General features: G+C 73.3%; 15 protein-coding genes. 5 read left to right on the plus strand and 10 right to left on the minus strand.

Annotated elements, in window-relative coordinates:
• The first annotated feature begins 113 nt into the window (after positions 1 to 113).
• From ACFWVP_RS10895 to ACFWVP_RS10905, 3 genes are all read left to right on the plus strand, one after another.
• A complete protein-coding gene (locus ACFWVP_RS10895; RefSeq protein WP_384495520.1) occupies positions 114 to 1,916 on the plus strand; it encodes a glycoside hydrolase family 15 protein in 1,803 nt (600 codons plus the stop codon).
• A 91-nt stretch (positions 1,917 to 2,007) separates the two neighbouring features.
• Complete coding sequence (locus ACFWVP_RS10900) at positions 2,008 to 3,405, plus strand: FAD-binding oxidoreductase (protein ID WP_384495475.1); 1,398 nt, start codon at positions 2,008 to 2,010, stop codon at positions 3,403 to 3,405.
• Positions 3,406 to 3,486: 81 nt separating this feature from the next.
• A complete protein-coding gene (locus ACFWVP_RS10905; protein ID WP_384495477.1) occupies positions 3,487 to 5,112 on the plus strand; it encodes a PucR family transcriptional regulator in 1,626 nt (541 codons plus the stop codon).
• A gap of 22 nt (positions 5,113 to 5,134) precedes the next feature.
• On the opposite strand, the gene ACFWVP_RS10910 is transcribed toward ACFWVP_RS10905, so the two are convergent.
• The 5 genes from ACFWVP_RS10910 to ACFWVP_RS10930 all read right to left on the minus strand — a co-directional run bounded on the left by ACFWVP_RS10910 (position 5,135) and on the right by ACFWVP_RS10930 (position 10,715).
• Positions 5,135 to 6,205, minus strand: a complete 1,071-nt coding sequence (locus ACFWVP_RS10910) for a glycosyltransferase family 4 protein (RefSeq protein ID WP_384495479.1) — start codon at positions 6,203 to 6,205, stop codon at positions 5,135 to 5,137.
• 650 nt (positions 6,206 to 6,855) lie between these two features.
• Complete coding sequence (recN, locus tag ACFWVP_RS10915; RefSeq protein ID WP_384495481.1) at positions 6,856 to 8,601, minus strand: DNA repair protein RecN; 1,746 nt, start codon at positions 8,599 to 8,601, stop codon at positions 6,856 to 6,858.
• 83 nt (positions 8,602 to 8,684) lie between these two features.
• Positions 8,685 to 9,608, minus strand: coding sequence for an NAD kinase (locus ACFWVP_RS10920; RefSeq protein WP_384495483.1), 924 nt, complete (start codon positions 9,606 to 9,608; stop codon positions 8,685 to 8,687).
• Positions 9,605 to 10,420 (minus strand): TlyA family RNA methyltransferase, encoded by an 816-nt coding sequence (locus tag ACFWVP_RS10925; RefSeq protein ID WP_384495484.1) that lies wholly within the window; start codon positions 10,418 to 10,420, stop codon positions 9,605 to 9,607. The genes ACFWVP_RS10920 and ACFWVP_RS10925 overlap by 4 nt, the downstream gene beginning before the upstream one ends.
• A gap of 7 nt (positions 10,421 to 10,427) precedes the next feature.
• Positions 10,428 to 10,715 (minus strand): hypothetical protein, encoded by a 288-nt coding sequence (locus ACFWVP_RS10930; protein WP_384495486.1) that lies wholly within the window; start codon positions 10,713 to 10,715, stop codon positions 10,428 to 10,430.
• A gap of 42 nt (positions 10,716 to 10,757) precedes the next feature.
• On the opposite strand from ACFWVP_RS10930, the gene ACFWVP_RS10935 reads away from it, so the two are divergent.
• Positions 10,758 to 11,105: an SCP2 sterol-binding domain-containing protein gene (locus ACFWVP_RS10935; RefSeq protein WP_384495487.1), complete on the plus strand. Its 348-nt coding sequence runs from the start codon at positions 10,758 to 10,760 to the stop codon at positions 11,103 to 11,105.
• A 12-nt stretch (positions 11,106 to 11,117) separates the two neighbouring features.
• Here ACFWVP_RS10935 and ACFWVP_RS10940 read toward each other — a convergent pair whose 3' ends face one another.
• The 4 genes from ACFWVP_RS10940 to ACFWVP_RS10955 form a co-directional block, all read right to left on the minus strand.
• Complete coding sequence (locus ACFWVP_RS10940) at positions 11,118 to 11,921, minus strand: ABC transporter ATP-binding protein (RefSeq protein WP_384495489.1); 804 nt, start codon at positions 11,919 to 11,921, stop codon at positions 11,118 to 11,120.
• A gap of 68 nt (positions 11,922 to 11,989) precedes the next feature.
• Positions 11,990 to 13,018, minus strand: a complete 1,029-nt coding sequence (locus tag ACFWVP_RS10945; RefSeq protein WP_384495521.1) for a FecCD family ABC transporter permease — start codon at positions 13,016 to 13,018, stop codon at positions 11,990 to 11,992.
• Between the two features lie 86 nt (positions 13,019 to 13,104).
• Positions 13,105 to 14,106 carry a FecCD family ABC transporter permease gene (locus ACFWVP_RS10950; protein WP_384495523.1) on the minus strand — a complete coding sequence of 334 codons (1,002 nt, stop codon included), beginning with the start codon at positions 14,104 to 14,106 and terminating at the stop codon, positions 13,105 to 13,107.
• A gap of 120 nt (positions 14,107 to 14,226) precedes the next feature.
• Complete coding sequence (locus tag ACFWVP_RS10955) at positions 14,227 to 15,255, minus strand: HAD hydrolase-like protein (protein ID WP_384495490.1); 1,029 nt, start codon at positions 15,253 to 15,255, stop codon at positions 14,227 to 14,229.
• A 73-nt stretch (positions 15,256 to 15,328) separates the two neighbouring features.
• Here ACFWVP_RS10955 and ACFWVP_RS10960 point away from each other — a divergent pair, with 73 nt between their 5' ends.
• On the plus strand, positions 15,329 to 16,609 hold the full coding sequence (locus ACFWVP_RS10960; RefSeq protein WP_384495492.1) for a DUF1015 family protein: 1,281 nt from the start codon (positions 15,329 to 15,331) through the stop codon (positions 16,607 to 16,609).
• Positions 16,610 to 16,693: 84 nt separating this feature from the next.
• On the opposite strand, the gene ACFWVP_RS10965 is transcribed toward ACFWVP_RS10960, so the two are convergent.
• Positions 16,694 to 17,470 carry a hypothetical protein gene (locus ACFWVP_RS10965; RefSeq protein WP_384495525.1) on the minus strand — a complete coding sequence of 259 codons (777 nt, stop codon included), beginning with the start codon at positions 17,468 to 17,470 and terminating at the stop codon, positions 16,694 to 16,696.
• Positions 17,471 to 18,030: the final 560 nt, after the last annotated feature.

Raw genomic sequence — 18,030 nt, forward strand, 5'->3', positions numbered from 1 at the left:
GCACCACCCCAGCCCGCTCACCCGTGCAAGAGCTCGTCGGTTTCACTACAACGACCCCTTGACCAGCAGTAAGCGCCCTTCGGGGCGACATGGCCGTTCGACTGGAGACGCACGTGGCCGGGCGCATCGAGGATTACGCACTCATCGGAGACATGCAGACCGCAGCCCTGGTCTGCCGGGACGGCACAGCAGACTGGCTGTGCCTTCCCCGCTTCGATTCCCATGCCGTTTTCGCCGGGCTTCTCGGCACGGAGGAACACGGATTCTGGCGCCTGGGCCCAGCCCGTCCGGAGGGGGCGCAGCCCGCCGCCGCGGACCGGCGCCGCTACCGGGGCGACTCGCTCGTCCTGGAATCGGAGTGGGACACCCCGCGCGGCACGGTCCGCGTGACCGATTTCATGCCGCCGCGTGACGGCGCCCCCCAGCTGATCCGGATCGTGGAGGGCGTCAGCGGCCGGGTGCAGATGCGCTCGGAACTGCGGATGCGCTTCAGCTACGGGCGGGTCACCCCGTGGGTCCACAAGGTGGACGGCCGTACGGTCGCCGTCGCGGGCCCCGACTCGGTGTGGCTGGACACCCAGACCGAGACGTACGGCCGGAACCTGACGACGTACTCGGACTTCACCGTGGCTCCCGGCGACCGGATCGCGTTCACGATCAGCTGGCAGCCCTCGCACCACGAGCCGCCCGCCCTGCCGGACCCCGAGGGTTCGCTGGAGGCGACGGAGAACTTCTGGCGCGAGTGGGTCGAACAGTGCACGTACCACGGGCCCTACCGGGAGGCGGTGGTCCGTTCGCTGATCACCCTGAAGGCGCTCACGTACGCGCCGACGGGTGGCATTGTGGCGGCCCCGACCACCTCCCTGCCGGAGGACATCGGCGGCTCGCGGAACTGGGACTACCGCTACACCTGGTTGCGGGACGCGGCGATCACCCTGTCCTCGCTGCTGCGCACCGGCTACCGCGAGGAGGCCCGTGCCTGGCGTGAGTGGCTGTTGCGGGCCGTCGCGGGCGACCCGGAGAACCTGCAGATCATGTACGGCATCGCGGGCGAGCGGGAGCTCGGCGAGGCGGAGCTGGACTGGCTGCCCGGCTACGAGAACTCCGGCCCGGTCCGGGTGGGCAACGGCGCGGCGAACCAGTTGCAGCTCGACGTGTACGGCGAGGTCACGGAGGCGCTCCATCTGGCGCACATGACGGGTCTGACCCGCAACGACTACGCCATGGGCCTCCAGCTCAAGCTGATCAGCTATCTGGAGAAGCACTGGGAGGAGCCGGACGAGGGCATCTGGGAGGTGCGGGGGCCGCGCCGGCACTTCGTGCACTCCAAGGTGATGGCCTGGGTCGCGGTCGACCGCACCATCAAGCTGATCGAGTCCGGTGACACCGACGGGCCGCTGGAGCGGTGGCTGCAGCTGCGCGAGGACATCCACCGCGATGTCTGCGAGCGGGGTTACGACAAGGAGCGCAACACCTTCACCCAGTCCTACGGGTCGAAGGAGCTGGACGCCTCCCTGCTGCTGATCCCGCAGATGGGTTTCCTGCCGCCCGACGACAAGCGGGTCATCGGCACGATCGAGGCGATCCAGCGGGAGCTGTCCACGGAGGACGGCTTCGTCCTGCGCTATCCGACGGCCGGGGAGGACGCGGGCGTGGACGGGCTGGAGGGCGACGAGGGCGCGTTCCTGGCCTGCTCGTTCTGGCTGGCCGACGACCTCGCGATGATCGGCCGGGTCGACGAGGCCCGCCAGCTCTTCGAGAAGCTGCTGTCCCTGCGCAACGACCTGGGGCTGCTGGCCGAGGAGTGGGACGCGCGGCTGCAGCGCCAGGTGGGCAACTTCCCGCAGGCGTTCAGTCATGTGCCGCTGATCGACACGGCGCTGCGGCTCACGGCGAGCGGCGCGTACGTCGGCTGATCCGGGGGCGTGACAGGACCTGTGGGACGGCCGATGTCCTCGGCCCGGCCTACGATGGAAGGGTTCTGTCACGCCCTGCGAAGGGGGCACGATGACACCCCGCGAACCTTTGGCGGAGACCCTTACGGCCGGTCTCCGCGACTCCCTCGCCGGTGAGGCGCACGTGCCCGGCGACCCGGGCTACGACGAGGCCCGCACGGTCTTCAACAGCATGATCGACCGCAGACCCGCGGTGGTGGTGCGGTGCGCCGCCGAGTCCGACGTGGTGCGGGCGCTCGGCTTCGCCCGTGAGCACGGCCTGGAGGTCGCGGTGCGCGGCGGCGGGCACAGTGTGTCCGGGATGTCACTGAGCGAGGGCGGACTGGTCGTCGACCTGCGCCGCATGCACGCCGTCACCGTGGACCGGGACGGCGGAACGGCCAGGGTCGGGGGCGGGGCCACCATGAGCGATCTGGACCGGGCTACGCAACCGTACGCCCTGGCGACCACCGGGGGCCGGGTCTCCACCACCGGGGTGGGCGGTTTCACCCTGGGCGGCGGGTCGGGCTGGCTGGAGCGGAAGTTCGGGCTGGCCTGCGACAATCTGCTGGCCGCCGACCTGGTCACCGCGGACGGCGGGCGCGTCCACGCCGCGGCGGACGAGAATCCCGACCTCTTCTGGGCGCTGCACGGCGGCGGCGGAAATTTCGGTGTCGCCACGTCCCTCACCCTGCGGCTGCACGAACTGCCCGTCATGACCATGATGCTGCTGGTCTTCCGGCCCGAGGACGGTCCCCTCGCGGTGCGCACGTACCGGGACCTGATGGACTCGGCGCCGGACGGGGCGGGCGGTGCCTGCATCTATCTGACCGGCCCTCCCGAGGAGTTCGTGCCCGAGCACCTGGTGGGCCGGCTCGCCTGCGTGGTCCTGGTCACCTACGCGGGGCCGGAGGCGGAGGCCCGGGACGTGGCCGCGCCGCTGCTCGCGCTGCACCGCGAGTCGGAGCTCGTCACGGAGATCCCGTACGCGGACCTGCAGTGCATGCTCGACGACCCGCCGGGGCAGCGGAACTACTGGTCCGCCGAGTATCTGGACTCCTTCCCCGACGAGGCGGTCGCCGCATTCTGTTCGACCGCCGGCGCGATGCCCGTCCCGTCCGGTTCGCAGCATGTGCTGTTCCCGCTGGGCGGTCAGGCGGCCCGGGAGCCGAGCGGCTTCCCGGTGCCCTGGCGTTCGGCACCCTGGGGCGTGCACCCGTTCGGGATCTGGGGTACCGAGGCGGAGGACGGGCCGGGCAAGGCGTGGGTGCGCGAGGTGCGGGCCGCCGTCCGGCCCTGGGCGAGCGGCGCCGTGTATCTGAACTTCATCGGGCGTGAGGGTCAGGAACGGGTCGTCGCCGGGTTCGGTGAGGAGAACTACGAGCGGCTGGCCGCGGTGAAGGCCCGGTACGACCCCGGGAACGTGTTCCACCTGAATCACAACGTGAAGCCGTCCGTCGCCGTGGTGTGACGCGCCCCGCCCGGCCCGGTAGCTTCCTGACCGGGGCATTCCGCCCCGTCGTGGGCGAGTGGAAGCACGAGGCAGGAGCCGGTGGAGACAGAGGGCGGGATCACCGTGCGGCGGGCGCTGGAGCTGCCGGGGCTGCGCGGCGGACTCCCGGAGGTACTGGCCTGCGAGGACCGGCTGGACCGTACGGTGCGCTGGGTGCACGCCGGTGAGGTGCCGAACATCGCGTCGCTGCTCAAGGGGGGTGAGCTGCTGCTGACGACGGGGCTGGGGCTCGGTTCCCGGCCCGCCGAGCAGCGGGCGTTCGTCCGCAGGCTGGCCGACCGGGGCATCGCCGCCCTGGTGGTGGAGCTGGGGCCGCGCTTCAGCCGGCTGCCCGCGGCGATCGTGGACGCCGCGAGGGCGGCGGGGCTGCCGCTCGTACAGCTGCACCGCGAGGTGGCGTTCGTCGCGGTCACCGAGGAGATCCACACCGAGATCGTCAACGGGCACTACGCGCTGCTCCAGCGGGCCGAGGAGGTGCACCGGCGCTGTACGCGGGCCGTGGTCGGCGGCGGCGGGGTGCCGCAGGTATTGGGGATCCTGGCGGACTTCACCGCCAACCCGGTCTTCCTGGAGACCCCGGACGGCCGGCTGCTCTACGCGGCGGGCACCGGGACCGGGCCGGTGGGGGCCGATCCGCTGCAGGTCTGGGAGGGGCTGCGCGGCGGCCGTGGGGTCCGGGAGTCCCCGCCGGCCGGAACGGTCCTGGTGGAGGTGCCGGGCGGCGGTCAGGGAACGGGTGCGCTGCGGGCGAGGCTGGTGCTGCTCGCCGTGTCGGGGCCGCTGGTGACGGTGCACCGGATGGCGGCCGAACGGGCGGCGGGCATTCTGGCCGTCGTCCTGATGCAGGCCCGCCAGGAGGACGAGCTCGCGGCACGGGGGCGCGGTGACTTCCTCACCGATCTCTCCGAAGGGCGGATCGCGCCCGAGGACGCGCCCGCGCAGGCCAGGGTGCTGGGGTTCAGGCCGGGCGAGGATCCGCTGCTGCCGGTGGTGATGCGGCTCACCCCCGAGTCCGCTCCGTCGGGCAGCTGGGCGCTGCTGGCGCGGGCCGTGATGGAGGAGCTGTCGGCGATGGGCGTGCCGGTGCTGCTGGGCGTCCGGCCTGTGGAGGGCAGGATTCCGCTGCTGCTGGCGCTGCGTCCCGAGACGGGGCGCACGGCGCTCGCCGACCGGGTGGCCGCGGCGCTGCGGGCGGGCGTGGAGCGGGCCGGCCAGACGCGGGCCGGGGACCGCGCCCCGGTCGTCGTGGTCGGGGCCGCGGGCGGCTGGGCGGCGGCGGGCGCGGGGCTGCGGCACGCGGCGGAGGCGGCGACGGCCGCGCAGGGGCTCGGGGAGCGCCCCTGGTACGACGCGCAGCGGCTCGACATCGATCTGCTCCTGTGGCGGTTGCGGGACCACCCGGATCTGGCGTCGTTCGTGGACCGGGCGATCGGGCCGCTGCGTGAGCACGACCGGACCTCGCGTCCCGCGCTGCTGCCCACGTTGGAGGCCTACATCGCCCATGCGGGCCGCAAGGCGGAGGCCGCGCGCGAACTGCATCTGAACCGGCAGACGCTGTACAACCGGCTGGCTCGCATCGGGGAGCTGCTGGGCGCCGACCTGGACGACCCGCAGACGGTACTGGCCCTGAGTCTGGCCCTGCGGGCCCGTCGCCACACCCGCTGAGGCCCGGGTGCGCGCAGCCCGCTTACGGCTGCGCCAACTCGTCGTAGACGGCGAGCACATGGGCGATGGTGTCGTCCTCGGTCGGCCAGCCCGCCGCCTGTATCCGGCCCGTCCCGGCCAGCCGCTCCCGCCGCTCCGGGGCGGCGAGGAGCCCGGTGACGGCGGCGGCCAGTGCCTCCGCGTCGCCGTACGGCACGAGCTCGGCCGCGTCGCCGACGAGTTCGAGCAGTCCGCCGGACTCGGCGGCGACCAGGGGGATGCCGAGCCGCAGCGCCTCCTGCGCGAGCACCGGCCGGACCTCGCCGCGGCCGGGCAGCACGGCCAGGTCGGCGACGGCGAGGATGCCGGCGAGCTCGTCGCGGCATCCGGTGAGGACGACGGGCAGTCCCTCGTCCGTGATCCGCCGCTGACGGGCCGCGGTCCGGCGCCCCTCCCCCACGACGACCAGCAGGGGTACGGGGTCCAGCGCACGCCACTCACGGGCGGCGTCCAGCAGCGTGTCGTACCCGTGGTGCGGCTGGAGGCTGCCCGCCGACACGATCAGCGGCCGTTCCACCGCGCCCATTTCGACGCGCGCCTTGCCGTCTTCGGTTCCGGCGAAGCGGCTCGCCGGGATCGCGAGCGGCGCGAGCCGCGCGTCCCTGGCGCCCCGTCGGCGGGCCCGGTCGACCAGTTCGGATGACGAGCCCAGCACGACGGCCGCCGCGCGGGCGGCCCTTCGCTCCAGCAGGCGCAGCAGCCCGCCACGGGCGCCCTCGGCGTGGGCCCGGGTGCGCCAGGTCACGACCAGCGGGGTGGTACGTCCGCTGAGCGCGATCCCGGTGCGTACGGCGGCGTGCAGGCCGTGCGCGTGGACGACGTCCGCGTCCGCGCAGGCGGCGCGCAGGGCGGCGACGGCCGCGGGGTCGCTGCGCCGGGGCATGGGGGTGAAGCGGGCGCCGAGCGCGGGGAAGTCGTGGGTGCGGTCGACGCCGGCCGGGGCACAGACGGTGACCTGGACCCCTCTGGCGACCAGACCCGCGGTGAGAGAGGTGACATGAGCGCTGCTTCCGGCACCACCGCCCAGGACTTGGACCGTACGCAGCTGTGACACGTGGAATGGCTCCCGGGGTTCCCGAGTCGGCGGAAAGGACAGCGCCAAGGATGCCAGCCCGTACGCACGTTCCGGGACTGACGAAACGTTGTTCCCGACCTCGCGGCGACGGCGGGCAGGGCGCCCCACCCGTACGAGTGAATTCAATGGCTCGAAGTTGACACCGGATGTGCCCGGAATGCGCCCCTGGTAACCGTTCCCGGGCGGGGCCCGACGTCACCCGGGCGGGGCCCGAGGCGTCCGGTGTCCGGTTCGTGGCGGTTTACGAGGCCGGTGCGTGTGTGGCCCCTGGCCGGATTTCTGGCGGCCGGACCGCATCCGGTACCGGGTCCGGGGGGCGGCCGGCCAGGACCGGGCCCCGTGGCCGTGTCCGGCCTCCGGTCCGGGGCGGGCCTGCCAGGCAGCAGCCGGGCCGGGCGGCTTCCGGGAAGGTTCGCGCCTGGCCCGGGTGGGATTCCTGGCGGCCGGGTCGAGCCCGGTGCGCGACCCGCCGAGGGCCCCTCGGAGCGCGGTCCGAGGCGGGTCTCCGGGGACGGGCAGGACCCCGGACGCCGGCCGCCCGGAGCCCGCTGCGGGGCCGGAACCGGGGCCGAGGTCCGCCCCCGAACCGCGCTGCGAGGCCGGGGCCGCGGCGCGGGGGCCGGAACCCGCTACCCGTCCGCCCGTGCCGTCGCGAGCAGTTCCTCCGCGTGTGCCCGGGCCGTCTCCGAGTCCTCCTGGCCGGCCAGCATCCGGGAGAGTTCGCGCACCCGGTCCTCGCCCTCCAGGACGGTGACGCCGCTCCTGGTCACGGAGCCGTCCACCGTCTTCTCGACGAGCAGCTGCCGGTCGGCGAAGGCCGCCACCTGGGGCAGGTGCGTGACCACCACGACCTGCGCGGACCTGGCGAGCTTGGCGAGCCGCCGGCCGACCTCGACGGCCGCCTTGCCGCCGACGCCCGCGTCGACCTCGTCGAAGAGGTACGTCGGTACGGGGTCCGAGCCGGCGAAGACCACCTCGACGGCGAGCATCACCCGGGACAGCTCACCGCCCGACGCCCCCTTGGCGATCGGCCGGGGCTGGGCCCCGGGGTGCGGTGCCAGCAGGAGCTCGACCTCGTCGGCGCCGGAAGGCCCGTAGACCACGCTCCGCCCGCCGACGTCGATGCCGGACGCCTCGTCCACCGCCTCGGTCTGCCGGATGGCGAAGGAGACCCGGGCGTGCGGCATCGCGAGTGACGCCAGTTCCTCGGTCACCGCACCGGCGAAGCGCGCCGCCGCCTCGGTACGCGCGTCGGTCAGCGTCTGCCCGAGCACGGAGAGCTCGGCGCGCAGCGCGTCGCGCTCGGCCGTCAGCTCACCGATCCGGTCGTCGTCGCCCTCCAGCTCGGTCAGCCGGGCGGCGCCCTCCTCGGCCCACGCGAGCACCCCGGTGATGTCCTGGCCGTACTTGCGGGTGAGCGCGGTCAGCGCAGCGCGCCGCTCCTCGACGGCGGCGAGCCGCAGCGGGTCGGCGTCCAGCTGGTCGGCGTACCCGGCGAGTTCACCGGCCACGTCGGCGAGGAGGATCGAGATCTCGCCGATCCGGTCGGCGAGCGCGGCCAGTGCCGGGTCGTGGGCCCGTACGGCGTCCAGGGACCGTCCGGCGGCGGCGACGACCGTGGTGGCGTCCACGCCCTCCTGGTCCTCCGGATCACCGGCGAGCGCCGCGTGGGCGAGCGTGGCGGCGGAGGCGAGGGCCTCGGCGTGGCCGAGGCGATCGGCCTCGGTGGCGAGCTCGATGTCCTCCCCGGCCAGCGGTTCGACCGCGGCCACCTCGTCGAGGCCGAAGCGCAGCAGGTCCGCCTCCTGGGCCCGCTCCCTGGCCCGGGTGGTCAGTTCGTCGAGCTCCACGACGACCGCGCGCAGCCGACGGTAGGCCGCCGTGTACGTGGCGTGCGGCACCGCGACACCGTCGCCCGCGTAACGGTCGAGGGCCCCCCGCTGCCGCGCGGGCTTCAGGAGCCCCTGCTGGTCGGTCTGGCCGTGTACGGCGACGAGGTCGTCGGCGAGCTCGGCGAGGACTCCGACGGGCACGGATCTGCCCCCGAGATGGGCCCGGGAGCGTCCTTCCGCCGAAACGGTACGGCTGATGAGCAGCGCACCGTCCTCGATCTCGCCCCCGGCCTCCACGGCGCGCAGCGCGGCCGCGTCGCCCTCGGACACCGTGATCCGCCCCTCGACGACCGCGGCCTTGGCACCGACCCGCACGAGGGCGGGGTCGGCGCGCCCGCCGAGCAGCAGCCCGAGGCTGGTGACGACCATGGTCTTGCCCGCGCCGGTCTCGCCCGTCACCGCGGTGAAACCGGGTGACAGCTCCACCACCGCGTCGTCGATGACTCCGAGCGACCGTATCCGCATCTCCTCCAACACGGACATGACCTTACGAGGTCCGGAGGCCGGTGTGCGACGGACCCCGGTGACGGATTCACTCATGCGGGTGTGAGCAGCGGTCCGGGGCGTCAGTGCGGCGCGCCCCGCCAGCCCTGCACGGGAAGCGCGAACTTGGCGACCAGACGGTCCGTGAACGAGGCCTGGTGGAGCCGTGCCAGCCGTACGGGCACCGCCCCGCGCCGGACCTCGACCCGGGCTCCCGCGGGCAGCTCGACGGTCCTGCGCCCGTCGCACCACAGGACCCCGTGCGGGGTGTGCGGCTGGACCTCCACGGCCAGGACGGACGTGGGCGAGGTCACCAACGGTTTCGCGAACAGCGCGTGGGCGCTGATCGGCACCATCAGGAGGGCCTCGACCTCGGGCCAGACGACGGGGCCGCCCGCCGAGAAGGCGTAGGCGGTCGACCCGGTCGGGGTGGCGCAGACGATCCCGTCGCACCCGAACCCGGTCACCGGCCGGCCGTCGATCTCCAGCACGACCTCCAGCATCCGCTCGGGCGAAACCTTCTGCACGGCCGCCTCGTTGAGCGCCCAGTCGGTGTGCATGACCTCGCCGTTGCTGTGCACGACGACGTCGAGCGTCATCCGTTCCTCGACCTGGTAGGCGCGGGTGACGACCCGGTCGACGACCTTGTCCAGGTCGTCACGCTCGGCCTCGGCGAGGAAGCCGACCCGCCCGAGGTTCACGCCGAGCATCGGTACGCCGGAGGCGCGGGAGATCTCGGCCCCGCGCAGCAGTGTGCCGTCCCCGCCGAGCACGATCAGCAGTTCGCAGCCGTCCACCGCCGCGGGCGTGGCGTCCGTGACCGTCACCACGGACGGCGGCAGCGGCAGGTCCGCCGCCTCCACGGCGAGCACCCGGACGCCGAGGCCGTGCCGGAGCAGGCCCTGGACGACGAGCTCGGCGCTGCGGATCGCGGCCGGGCGGCCGGTGTGTGCCAGCAGGAACACGGTTCGTGCCGCGTTCTCGGGTTGTGCCGCATGCGTCGTCAACGAGGCCCCTCCGCCACTGCACGGTCGACATCCGCGGGATCCAGTTCAGGTGCTCCGGCCCGCAGCCACAGAAAGTACTCGACATTTCCCGACGGCCCGGGCAGCGGGCTCGCCGTGACGCCCCGGACTCCGAGGCCCAGCAGACCGGCACGGCGCGCCACTTCGCGTACCGCTTCGGCCCGCAGCTCGGGGCTGCGGACCACACCGCCGCTGCCCAGGCGCTCCTTGCCCACCTCGAACTGCGGCTTGACCATGAGGACCAGGTCCGCGTCGGGGGCGGCGCAGCGCGCGAGGGCCGGCAGCACGAGGCCGAGCGGAATGAACGACAGATCACCCACCACCAGGTCCACCGCCTTCCCGTCGAGCTGTTCCAACGTCAGTTCCCGTACGTTGGTACGGTCCTTGACGGTGACGCGTTCATCGGACTGCAGCGACCAGGCGAGCTGTCCGTAGCCGACGTCGACGGCGACGACATGGCCGACGCCGGCCCGCAGCAGCACATCGGTGAAGCCCCCGGTCGACGCCCCGGCGTCCAGCGCCCGCCGTCCTTCCACGGTCAGCCCGAGCGGTACGAAGGCGGCGAGCGCGCCCGCGAGTTTGTGCCCGCCGCGCGAGACGTACTCGGGATCGCTGTCGTCCTCGGTCACGACGACGGCCGCGCTGGTCTCGACCTGGGTGGCGGGTTTGGTCGCGGTGTTGCCGCCGACGGTCACCCGCCCCGCTGCGATCAGCTGGCTCGCGTGCTCACGCGAGCGGGCCAGCTTGCGGCGTACCAGCTCGGCGTCGAGGCGGCGACGTGCAACTCCTGCCACGTTCGGTTCAGCTCCTGTTGTTGTCACTGGGCGTCGGTGCGGGTGCGGGCCGGGCGTCCAGCGCGGTCAGCTCGTCGCGCAGCCCACGGTGTACATCCTCGTACACCTCGGTGTGCCCGTCCGCCGGGAGGTGGTCGGCGTCGGCCAGGCGCTCCAGCCGCGCGTCCACCGTGGCATGCCCGGTGGGGGTACGCGTGACACCGAGCGGGGCGGGCGGGGCGGCCTCGAAGGAGGGCGCGGGGGGCGCGGGTGCGGCCTCGGGAGGCGTCCGGGGCTCCGGCATCCAGTCACTCATGCCGAAACGCTACCGCGAAGCGCTGGGGTAACGTCGGTGACGATGGCGACCATGGCGGAGTGCCGCAGCGCACTCGACACACTTTCCGACAACCTTGCCTCGGCCGACGGCGACGTACGCGGCGCTGCCGCGCTCGACCGCTCGCTGAGCTGCCACATCAGGGATCTCGACGCGACGTTCACCGGACGGCTGACGAACGGCCGGATCCGGGTGCTGGACACCCTCGACGGTCCGCCCCGCGAGAAGGCCGAGATCCGGCTGGCGATGACCGGGGACGATCTGGTGGCCCTGGTGGACGGCGAGCTGAATTTCGCGAAGGCCTGGGCGTCCGGCCGGGTCCGGCTGGAGGCGGGCTTCCGCGATCTGCTGAGACTCAAGTCGCTCCTGTAGCCGACGCCGGGGTCAGGCGGCGGCCGGCGCACGCTTCTTGCGGGCGGCCGGGACGACGAGCGGCGTTCCCGTCTCGGGGTCGTCGATGACCTGGCACCGCATCCCGAAGACGTCCTCGACGAGCTCCGCCGTGACGATGTCGCCGGGCGCGCCCTCGGCGACGATCTCGCCCTGGCGCATGGCGATGAGGTGGGTGGCGTACCGGGCGGCGTGGTTCAGGTCGTGCAGCACGGCGACCAGCGTGCGGCCCTGGGTCTCGTGCAGTTCCGCGCAGAGGTCGAGCACGTCGATCTGGTGCTGGATGTCGAGGTACGTCGTCGGCTCGTCGAGCAGCAGCAGCGGGGTCTGCTGGGCGAGCGCCATGGCGATCCAGACCCGCTGGCGCTGGCCGCCGGACAGCTCGTCGACGTAGCGGTCGGCGAGCTCGCCGACGCCGGTCGAGGCCATGGACTCCACGACGATCCGCTCGTCCTCGGGCGACCACTGGCGGAGCAGCCCCTGGTGCGGGTACCGGCCGCGCGAGACGAGGTCGGCGACCGTGATGCCGTCGGGGGCTATGGAGGACTGGGGCAGCAGGCCCAGGGTCCGCGCGACCTTCTTCGCGGGCAGCCGGTGGATGGACTGCCCGTCCAGCAGGACCTCGCCACGGCTCGGCCTGAGCATCCGGGAGAGCGCGCGCAGCAGGGTCGACTTGCCGCAGGCGTTGGGGCCGACGATCACGGTGAAGGACCGGTCGGGGATCTCGACCGAGAGGTTCTCGGCGATGGTCCGCTGGTCGTAACCGAGGGTCACCGAATCTGCGGTGAGGCGCTGCATGGTCCTGCTCCCGGAGTTGATGGGCTGTGGTTGCGAGGCGTCCGGCGCCTTCGCCGGCGGGCCGGGTCTCATATGCGTCCCGCCTTGCGCTCGGACACCAGGAGCCACAGCAGGTAGCAGCCGCCGAGCACCCCGGTGAACACGCCCACCGGGAGCTGGCGGTCCCCGAAGGCGTTCATGGCGGTCCAGTCGGCGACGAGCAGCAGGGCCGCGCCCGTGCAGGCCGCGGCGGCCAGGTTGGGTCCGGGCGAGCGGGTGAGCCTGCGGGCGACCTGCGGGGCACTCAGCGAGACGAAGACGATGGGGCCGGCGGCGGCCGTGGCGACGGCGACGAGGACCACGGCGCAGCCCAGCAGGACGAGCCGGGTGTGTTCCACCCGTACGCCGAGCGCGTGGGCGGCGTCGTCGCCCATCTCCAGCATGCGCAGGGCCCGTCCGTGGCCCAGGACCAGGGGTACGAGGACGGCGCAGACCGCGAGCAGCGGCCAGACCTGTGCCCAGTCCCGGCCGTCGAGCGAGCCGGTCATCCAGACGACGGCGCGGGTGGCGTCGACGAGGTTGGCCTTGGTGATCAGATAGTGGGTCGCGGCGGTGAGCATCGCGGCGGCGCCGATGCCGACGAGGACGAGCCGGTAGCCGTGGACGCCCCGTTTCCAGGCCAGCAGGTAGACGGCCACTCCGGTGAGCACGCCTCCGCCCACGGCACCCGCGGCGACCTCGGCCGGCCCGCCGTGGAAGAGCACGATCACGATGAGGGCGCCGACCGCGGAGCCCTGGCCGAAGCCGAGCACGTCGGGGCTGCCCAGCGGGTTGCGGGAGACGCTCTGGAAGACGGCACCGCCCACGCCGAGCGCGGCGCCGACCAGGAGCCCGACCAGGACCCTCGGCAGTCGCAGGTCCGTGACGATGAACTCCTGCTGGAACGTGCCGTTGCCGAACAGGGTGGTGAGGACCTCGCCCGGCGTCATGGAGAAGTCGCCGCTGCCGATGAGCACCACGGCGGCCGCGGCGGCGGCCACCGTGAGCAGCGCGATCACGGTGGACGCCCGTGCGTCCACCCGGAAGGAGAGCCCGCCGGGAACGCGGACGGCGCGCACGGTCCTCGTGGTGTCCGGCGCGGGCCCGGTTCCGGTGCCCTGCGGGGCCCCGGCGGTCCGCCCGGCCTCGGTGTCCTGTGCGGCCTTCACAGCTGGGCCATCCTCTTGCGTCGTACGAGATGGATGAAGACCGGCCCGCCGAGCAGCGCGGTGACGATGCCCACCTGCAGTTCGGAGGGGCGGGCGACGACCCTGCCGACCACATCCGCGCCGAGCAGCAGCACGGGCGCGAGGACGGCCGCGTACGGCAGGATCCATCGCATGTCGGGGCCGGTGATGGTGCGGACGAGGTGCGGGATCATCAGCCCGATGAAGACGATCGGCCCGCAGGCGGCGGTCGCGGCCCCGCAGAGCAGGGTGACGGCCACCATGGCGAGGACACGGGTGCGGGTCAGATGGGCGCCGAGTGCCTTGGCGGTGTCGTCCCCCATCTCCAGCGCGTTCAGCGGCCGGGCGATGAGCAGCGCGATCAGTACGCCGAGCGCGATGAACGGCCACACCTTGCCGACGGTCTCCGTGTTCGCGGAGGCCAGTGATCCGACGGTCCAGAACCGCAGCCGGTCCAGCGCCGCCCCGTCGAGCAGCTGGACGGCGTTGACGTAGCCGAACAGCGCCGCGGTGACCGCCGTCCCCGCGAGCGCGAGGCGGACGGGGTTCGCGGACCGGCTGCCGCCGAGGACGTACACCGCCACGGACACGATCGCCGCACCGCCGAACGCGAACCAGACGTAGCCGGTCAGCGAGGTCACGCCGAAGAAGCTGATGGCCGAGACGACGGCCGCCGACGCCCCCGCGTTGACGCCCAGTAGGCCGGGCTCGGCGAGGGGGTTACGGGTCAGCGCCTGCATCACCGCCCCGGCGAGGCCCAGCGCGGCACCGACGATCAGCCCGAGCACGGTGCGCGGGACGCGCACATCGCGTACGAGGACGTCGCCGTTGCTCCCGGAGTAGTGGAACAGGCCGTGCCAGACCTCGGACATGGGCAGCGCCTTGGCGCCGATCGCGACACTCGCCAGGCACACCAGCACCAGAACTCCCACAGCGACCAGGAGTCCCGCGGTGCGTACCGCGTGGCGCCCGGCGGGCAGGGCCTTCGCCGGCGCGGCTACGGGGCCGGCACTCGATTCGGGGGGATTCTCGACCAACACCAGGTTAGGTTAGCCTATCCTCCAACCCTCCCAACTGGCCGGTTCCGTACGCCGCCTCGGCTACAGACCGAGCCTGGCCACCGCCTTCCCCGCGTCGAGTCCGCACGAACCTTCCCCGGCGTGTGTCCACGCCGCCCCGCACAGGGCCCGCAACCCGTCCAGGGCGTCCCCGTCGCCGTCCAGCACGAGGGCGTCCCCGCGCACCGCGGCGGTCCAGCCGCCGCACCGGATCCCGTCGCCGCCCTCCGTCACCTCGGGCTGGCCGGTGAGCAGGCCGCGAAGGTCCTGGTCCACATAGGTCGGCCGGTACTTCGGCTCGGCTGCGAGCAGCTGCGCGGCGTCGGTCACCCCGGTGAGCACCAGCAGCGAGTCGACACCCCCGTTGAACGCGCCCTCGATGTCCGTGTCCAGCCGGTCCCCGACGACCAGCGGCCGCTCGGCCCCGGTCCGCAGCACCGTCTCGCGGTGCATCGGCGGCAACGGCTTGCCCGCGACCTGCGGCTCGGCGCCCGTGGCGATCCGTACGACCTCCACCGCCGCACCGTTGCCCGGCGCGATGCCTCGGGCGCTCGGGATCGTCAGGTCCGTGTTGGAGGCGAACCACGCCGCCCCGCGCGCGACCGCGTACGCCGCCTCGGCGAGCCGCCCCCACGCCAGGTCGGGCCCGCCGAATCCCTGCACGACCGCGACCGGGTCGTCGTCCGCCGACTCCACCGGCACCAGGCCCCGCTCGCGCAGCGCGACGAACAGCCCTTCGCCGCCGACCACGAGGACCCGCGCCCCGGGCGGCAGCTGATCGGCCATCAGCCGCGCCACCGCCTGCGCGGAGGTGATCACATCGGAGGGTTCGGCCGGGATCCCCAGCTCCGTCAGATGCTCCGCGACGGCGTCCGGTGTCCGCAGGGCGTTGTTCGTCACGTACGCCAGCCGCATTCCGCCGTCCCGCGCGGTGCCGAGCGAGTCGACGGCGTGCGGGATGGCGTGCCCGCCCGCGTACACCACCCCGTCGAGATCGAGCAGAGCCGTGTCGTACGCCTCGCTCAGTGCCGTGCTGTTCCCGAGCGGCCGGGACCTGTACTGCTGACTCATATGCCTGCGCTCCTCATTCCAAGCTTCTCCCCCGATCATCCCGCATGGCCTGGTGCGCACATACGATGCCCAGATGAACACATCCGGGTACGCCGCCGACCAGGGGCTGCGGCTGATCCCCTTCCGCGGCCTTCGGTACGTCCCCGAACGGGTCGGCAGCCTGGCCGCGGTGACATCGCCCCCTTACGACGTCGTCGTACGGCCCGACGGACTGCACCACCTGGAGTCCGCCGACCCGTACAACATCGTGCGGCTGATCCTGCCGCAGGCCGGTACCGCCGCCGAGCGGCACCATCAGGCCGCAGAGACGCTGAAGCGCTGGCTCGCGGAGGGCGTACTCGCCCCGGACCCGGTGCCCGCGCTCTATGTCTACGAGCAGTCGGCGGGCGACCTCCTGCAGCGCGGAGTGATCGGCGCACTGGGCCTCTCCCCGGCGGCCGACGGCATCGTGCTGCCGCACGAGGACGTCATGGCGGATGTCGTGGAGGACCGCGCCGACCTGATGCGCACCGCTGCCGCCCACTTCGAGCCGCTGCTGCTCAGCTATGCCGGTGACGGCGGGCCGGCCGGTGCGACGGCTGTCATCGAGCGCGTGGTGAAGCGTCTGCCGCTTCTCACCACGACGACCGACGACGGTTTCGGCCACCGCCTGTGGGCCGTCACGGATCCTGCCGAGCAGGCGGAGATCGCGTCCGACCTCGCCCGCCGCCAGGCTCTCATCGCGGACGGCCACCACCGCTGGGCCACCTATCTCAGGCTCCAACGGGAGCAGTCCGCCCCGGGCCCCTGGGACTTCGGGCTGGTGCTCCTCGTGGACACGGCCCGCTACCCGTTGCAGGTGCGGGGCATCCACCGGCTGCTGCGCCGGCTTCCGGTCGCGGACGCGCTCGCCGCCCTCGGCGAGGGTTTCCGGGTCCGGACCGTCGAGGGTCCGCTCCCCCGGGCGCTCGACCTGCTCGCGGAGGCCGCCAAGGAGGGCAACGCGTTCGTCCTCGCGGGCGATGGTCGCTTCCATCTCGTCGACCGGCCGGACGAGCGGCTGCTGGCCCGCACGATCCGCGCGGACCGGCCGGCGGCCTGGCGCGCACTCGACGCGACCGTGCTGCACTCCACGCTCCTGGACTCCGTCTGGCGCATTCCCGACGCCCCGGAGCACATCTCGTACATCCACGACACGGCTGCGGCGGTCGAGCAGGCGGAACGGCACGATGCCACGGCGGTCCTGATGCATCCGGTGCGCGAGGACGTCGTCCGGGACCTGGCGAGGCGGGGTGTCACCATGCCCCGCAAGTCGACGTCGTTCGGACCCAAGCCGGCTACGGGCCTGGTCCTGCGCAGCCTCCACACCGACTGACGGGTCGAGGGCTGACTGCCCGTCAACGGGAGGAGGGCGGCACCCGTCGTGGGTGCCGCCCTCCTCCCGTCGGTGCGTCAGTACTTACGCCTTCGCGGTTCCGTCCACGTCGTCATCGTCGTCGTCATCTTCGTCGTCGATGTCGGTGACGGTGGCGGTGGCGTCGGTGGCCGTATCGTCCTCGTCGTCCGCAGCGTCCTCGGCCTCTTCGGCCACAGGCGCTCCGGCCGGCTGCTCGTCGTCACCGAGGACGTCGACGAACTCCACACCGTCGAGCTCGGCAAGCCGGTCGGACGCGTCGGTCGCACCGTCCTTGTCGGCCTCCAGTGCCTTGCCGAACCACTCGCGGGCCTCGTCCTCACGTCCTGCTTCCAGGAGCGCGTCCGCGTAGGCGTACCGCAGGCGCGGGGTCCAGGAATGCACGGCGCTGGAGGCGAGTTCGGGGCTCTGCAGCGTGACGATGGCGGCGTCGATCTGCCCCATGTCCCTGCGTGCTCCGGCGGCGACCAGGCGCATCTCGACCTGACCGGCCTTGTCCAGCTTCTGCACCTCGGGCTCACCGGCCATGTCCATGGCCCGCTCGGGACGCCCGAGTCCGCGCTCGCAGTCGGCCATGACGGGCCACAGGTCCACGGAACCGGTCATCCGACGGGACGCCCGGAACTCCGCCAGCGCCTCCGCGTACTTCTGTGTGGCGTACGCGGCGAAACCGGCGGCCTCACGCACCGCGGCGACGCGCGACGCCAGCCGCAGGGCGATCCGGGAGTACGCGTACGCCTGGTCGGGGTCCTCGTCGATCAGACGGGCCACCATGACGAGGTTCCGCGCGACGTCCTCGGCAAGGGTCTTCGGCAGGCTCATCAGCTCCTGACGGACGTCCTTGTCGATCTCCTGACCGGTGACGTCGTCCGGAATCGGAAGCCGCTTGATCGGCTCGCGGTCGCGGTCGTCCCGGCCCTGGTAGCCACCGCGGTCGTCGCGACCCTGGCCGCCCCGGTCGTCGCGGCCACGGAATCCGCCACGGTCGTTGCCCCGGTCGTTGTCGCGACGCGGTGCACGGTCCCGGTCGTCACGCCGGAAGCCGCCGCCGCTGGGGCGGTCGTCGTCGCGGCGGGGGCCGCGGGGGCGGTCGTCGCGGCGCTCGAAGCCGCCGCCGGTGGGCCGGCCGCCACGGTCGTCGCGCTGCTGACCGCCACGGTATCCACCACGGTCGTCATCACGGCGCGGGGCACGGTCATCGCGACCGAAGCTGTTCGGCCGGTCGTCGTCCCGGCGCGGGGCACGGTCGTCGCGGCGGAAGCCGCCGCCGGTGCCCCCACCACGGTTGTCGTCACGCCGGAAGCCGCCGCCGCTGGGGCGGTCGTCGTCGCGGCGGGGGCCGCGGGGGCGGTCGTCGCGGCGCTCGAAGCCGCCACCGGTGG

This window comes from Streptomyces sp. NPDC058637, assembly GCF_042717325.1.
Taxonomy (GTDB): Bacteria; Actinomycetota; Actinomycetes; order Streptomycetales; family Streptomycetaceae; genus Streptomyces.

Excerpts from the sequence above, each read along its gene's own strand:
- ACFWVP_RS10900 (WP_384495475.1), top strand. The coding sequence starts at position 2,008 with ATGACACCCCGCGAACCTTTGGCGGAGACCCTTACGGCCGGTCTCCGC.
- recN (WP_384495481.1), bottom strand. The coding sequence starts at position 8,601 with ATGTCCGTGTTGGAGGAGATGCGGATACGGTCGCTCGGAGTCATCGAC.
- ACFWVP_RS10930 (WP_384495486.1), bottom strand. The coding sequence starts at position 10,715 with ATGAGTGACTGGATGCCGGAGCCCCGGACGCCTCCCGAGGCCGCACCC.
- ACFWVP_RS10935 (WP_384495487.1), top strand. The coding sequence starts at position 10,758 with ATGGCGACCATGGCGGAGTGCCGCAGCGCACTCGACACACTTTCCGAC.
- ACFWVP_RS10940 (WP_384495489.1), bottom strand. The coding sequence starts at position 11,921 with ATGCAGCGCCTCACCGCAGATTCGGTGACCCTCGGTTACGACCAGCGG.
- ACFWVP_RS10955 (WP_384495490.1), bottom strand. The coding sequence starts at position 15,255 with ATGAGTCAGCAGTACAGGTCCCGGCCGCTCGGGAACAGCACGGCACTG.
- ACFWVP_RS10960 (WP_384495492.1), top strand. The coding sequence starts at position 15,329 with ATGAACACATCCGGGTACGCCGCCGACCAGGGGCTGCGGCTGATCCCC.
- ACFWVP_RS10965 (WP_384495525.1), bottom strand. The coding sequence starts at position 17,470 with ATGAGCCTGCCGAAGACCCTTGCCGAGGACGTCGCGCGGAACCTCGTC.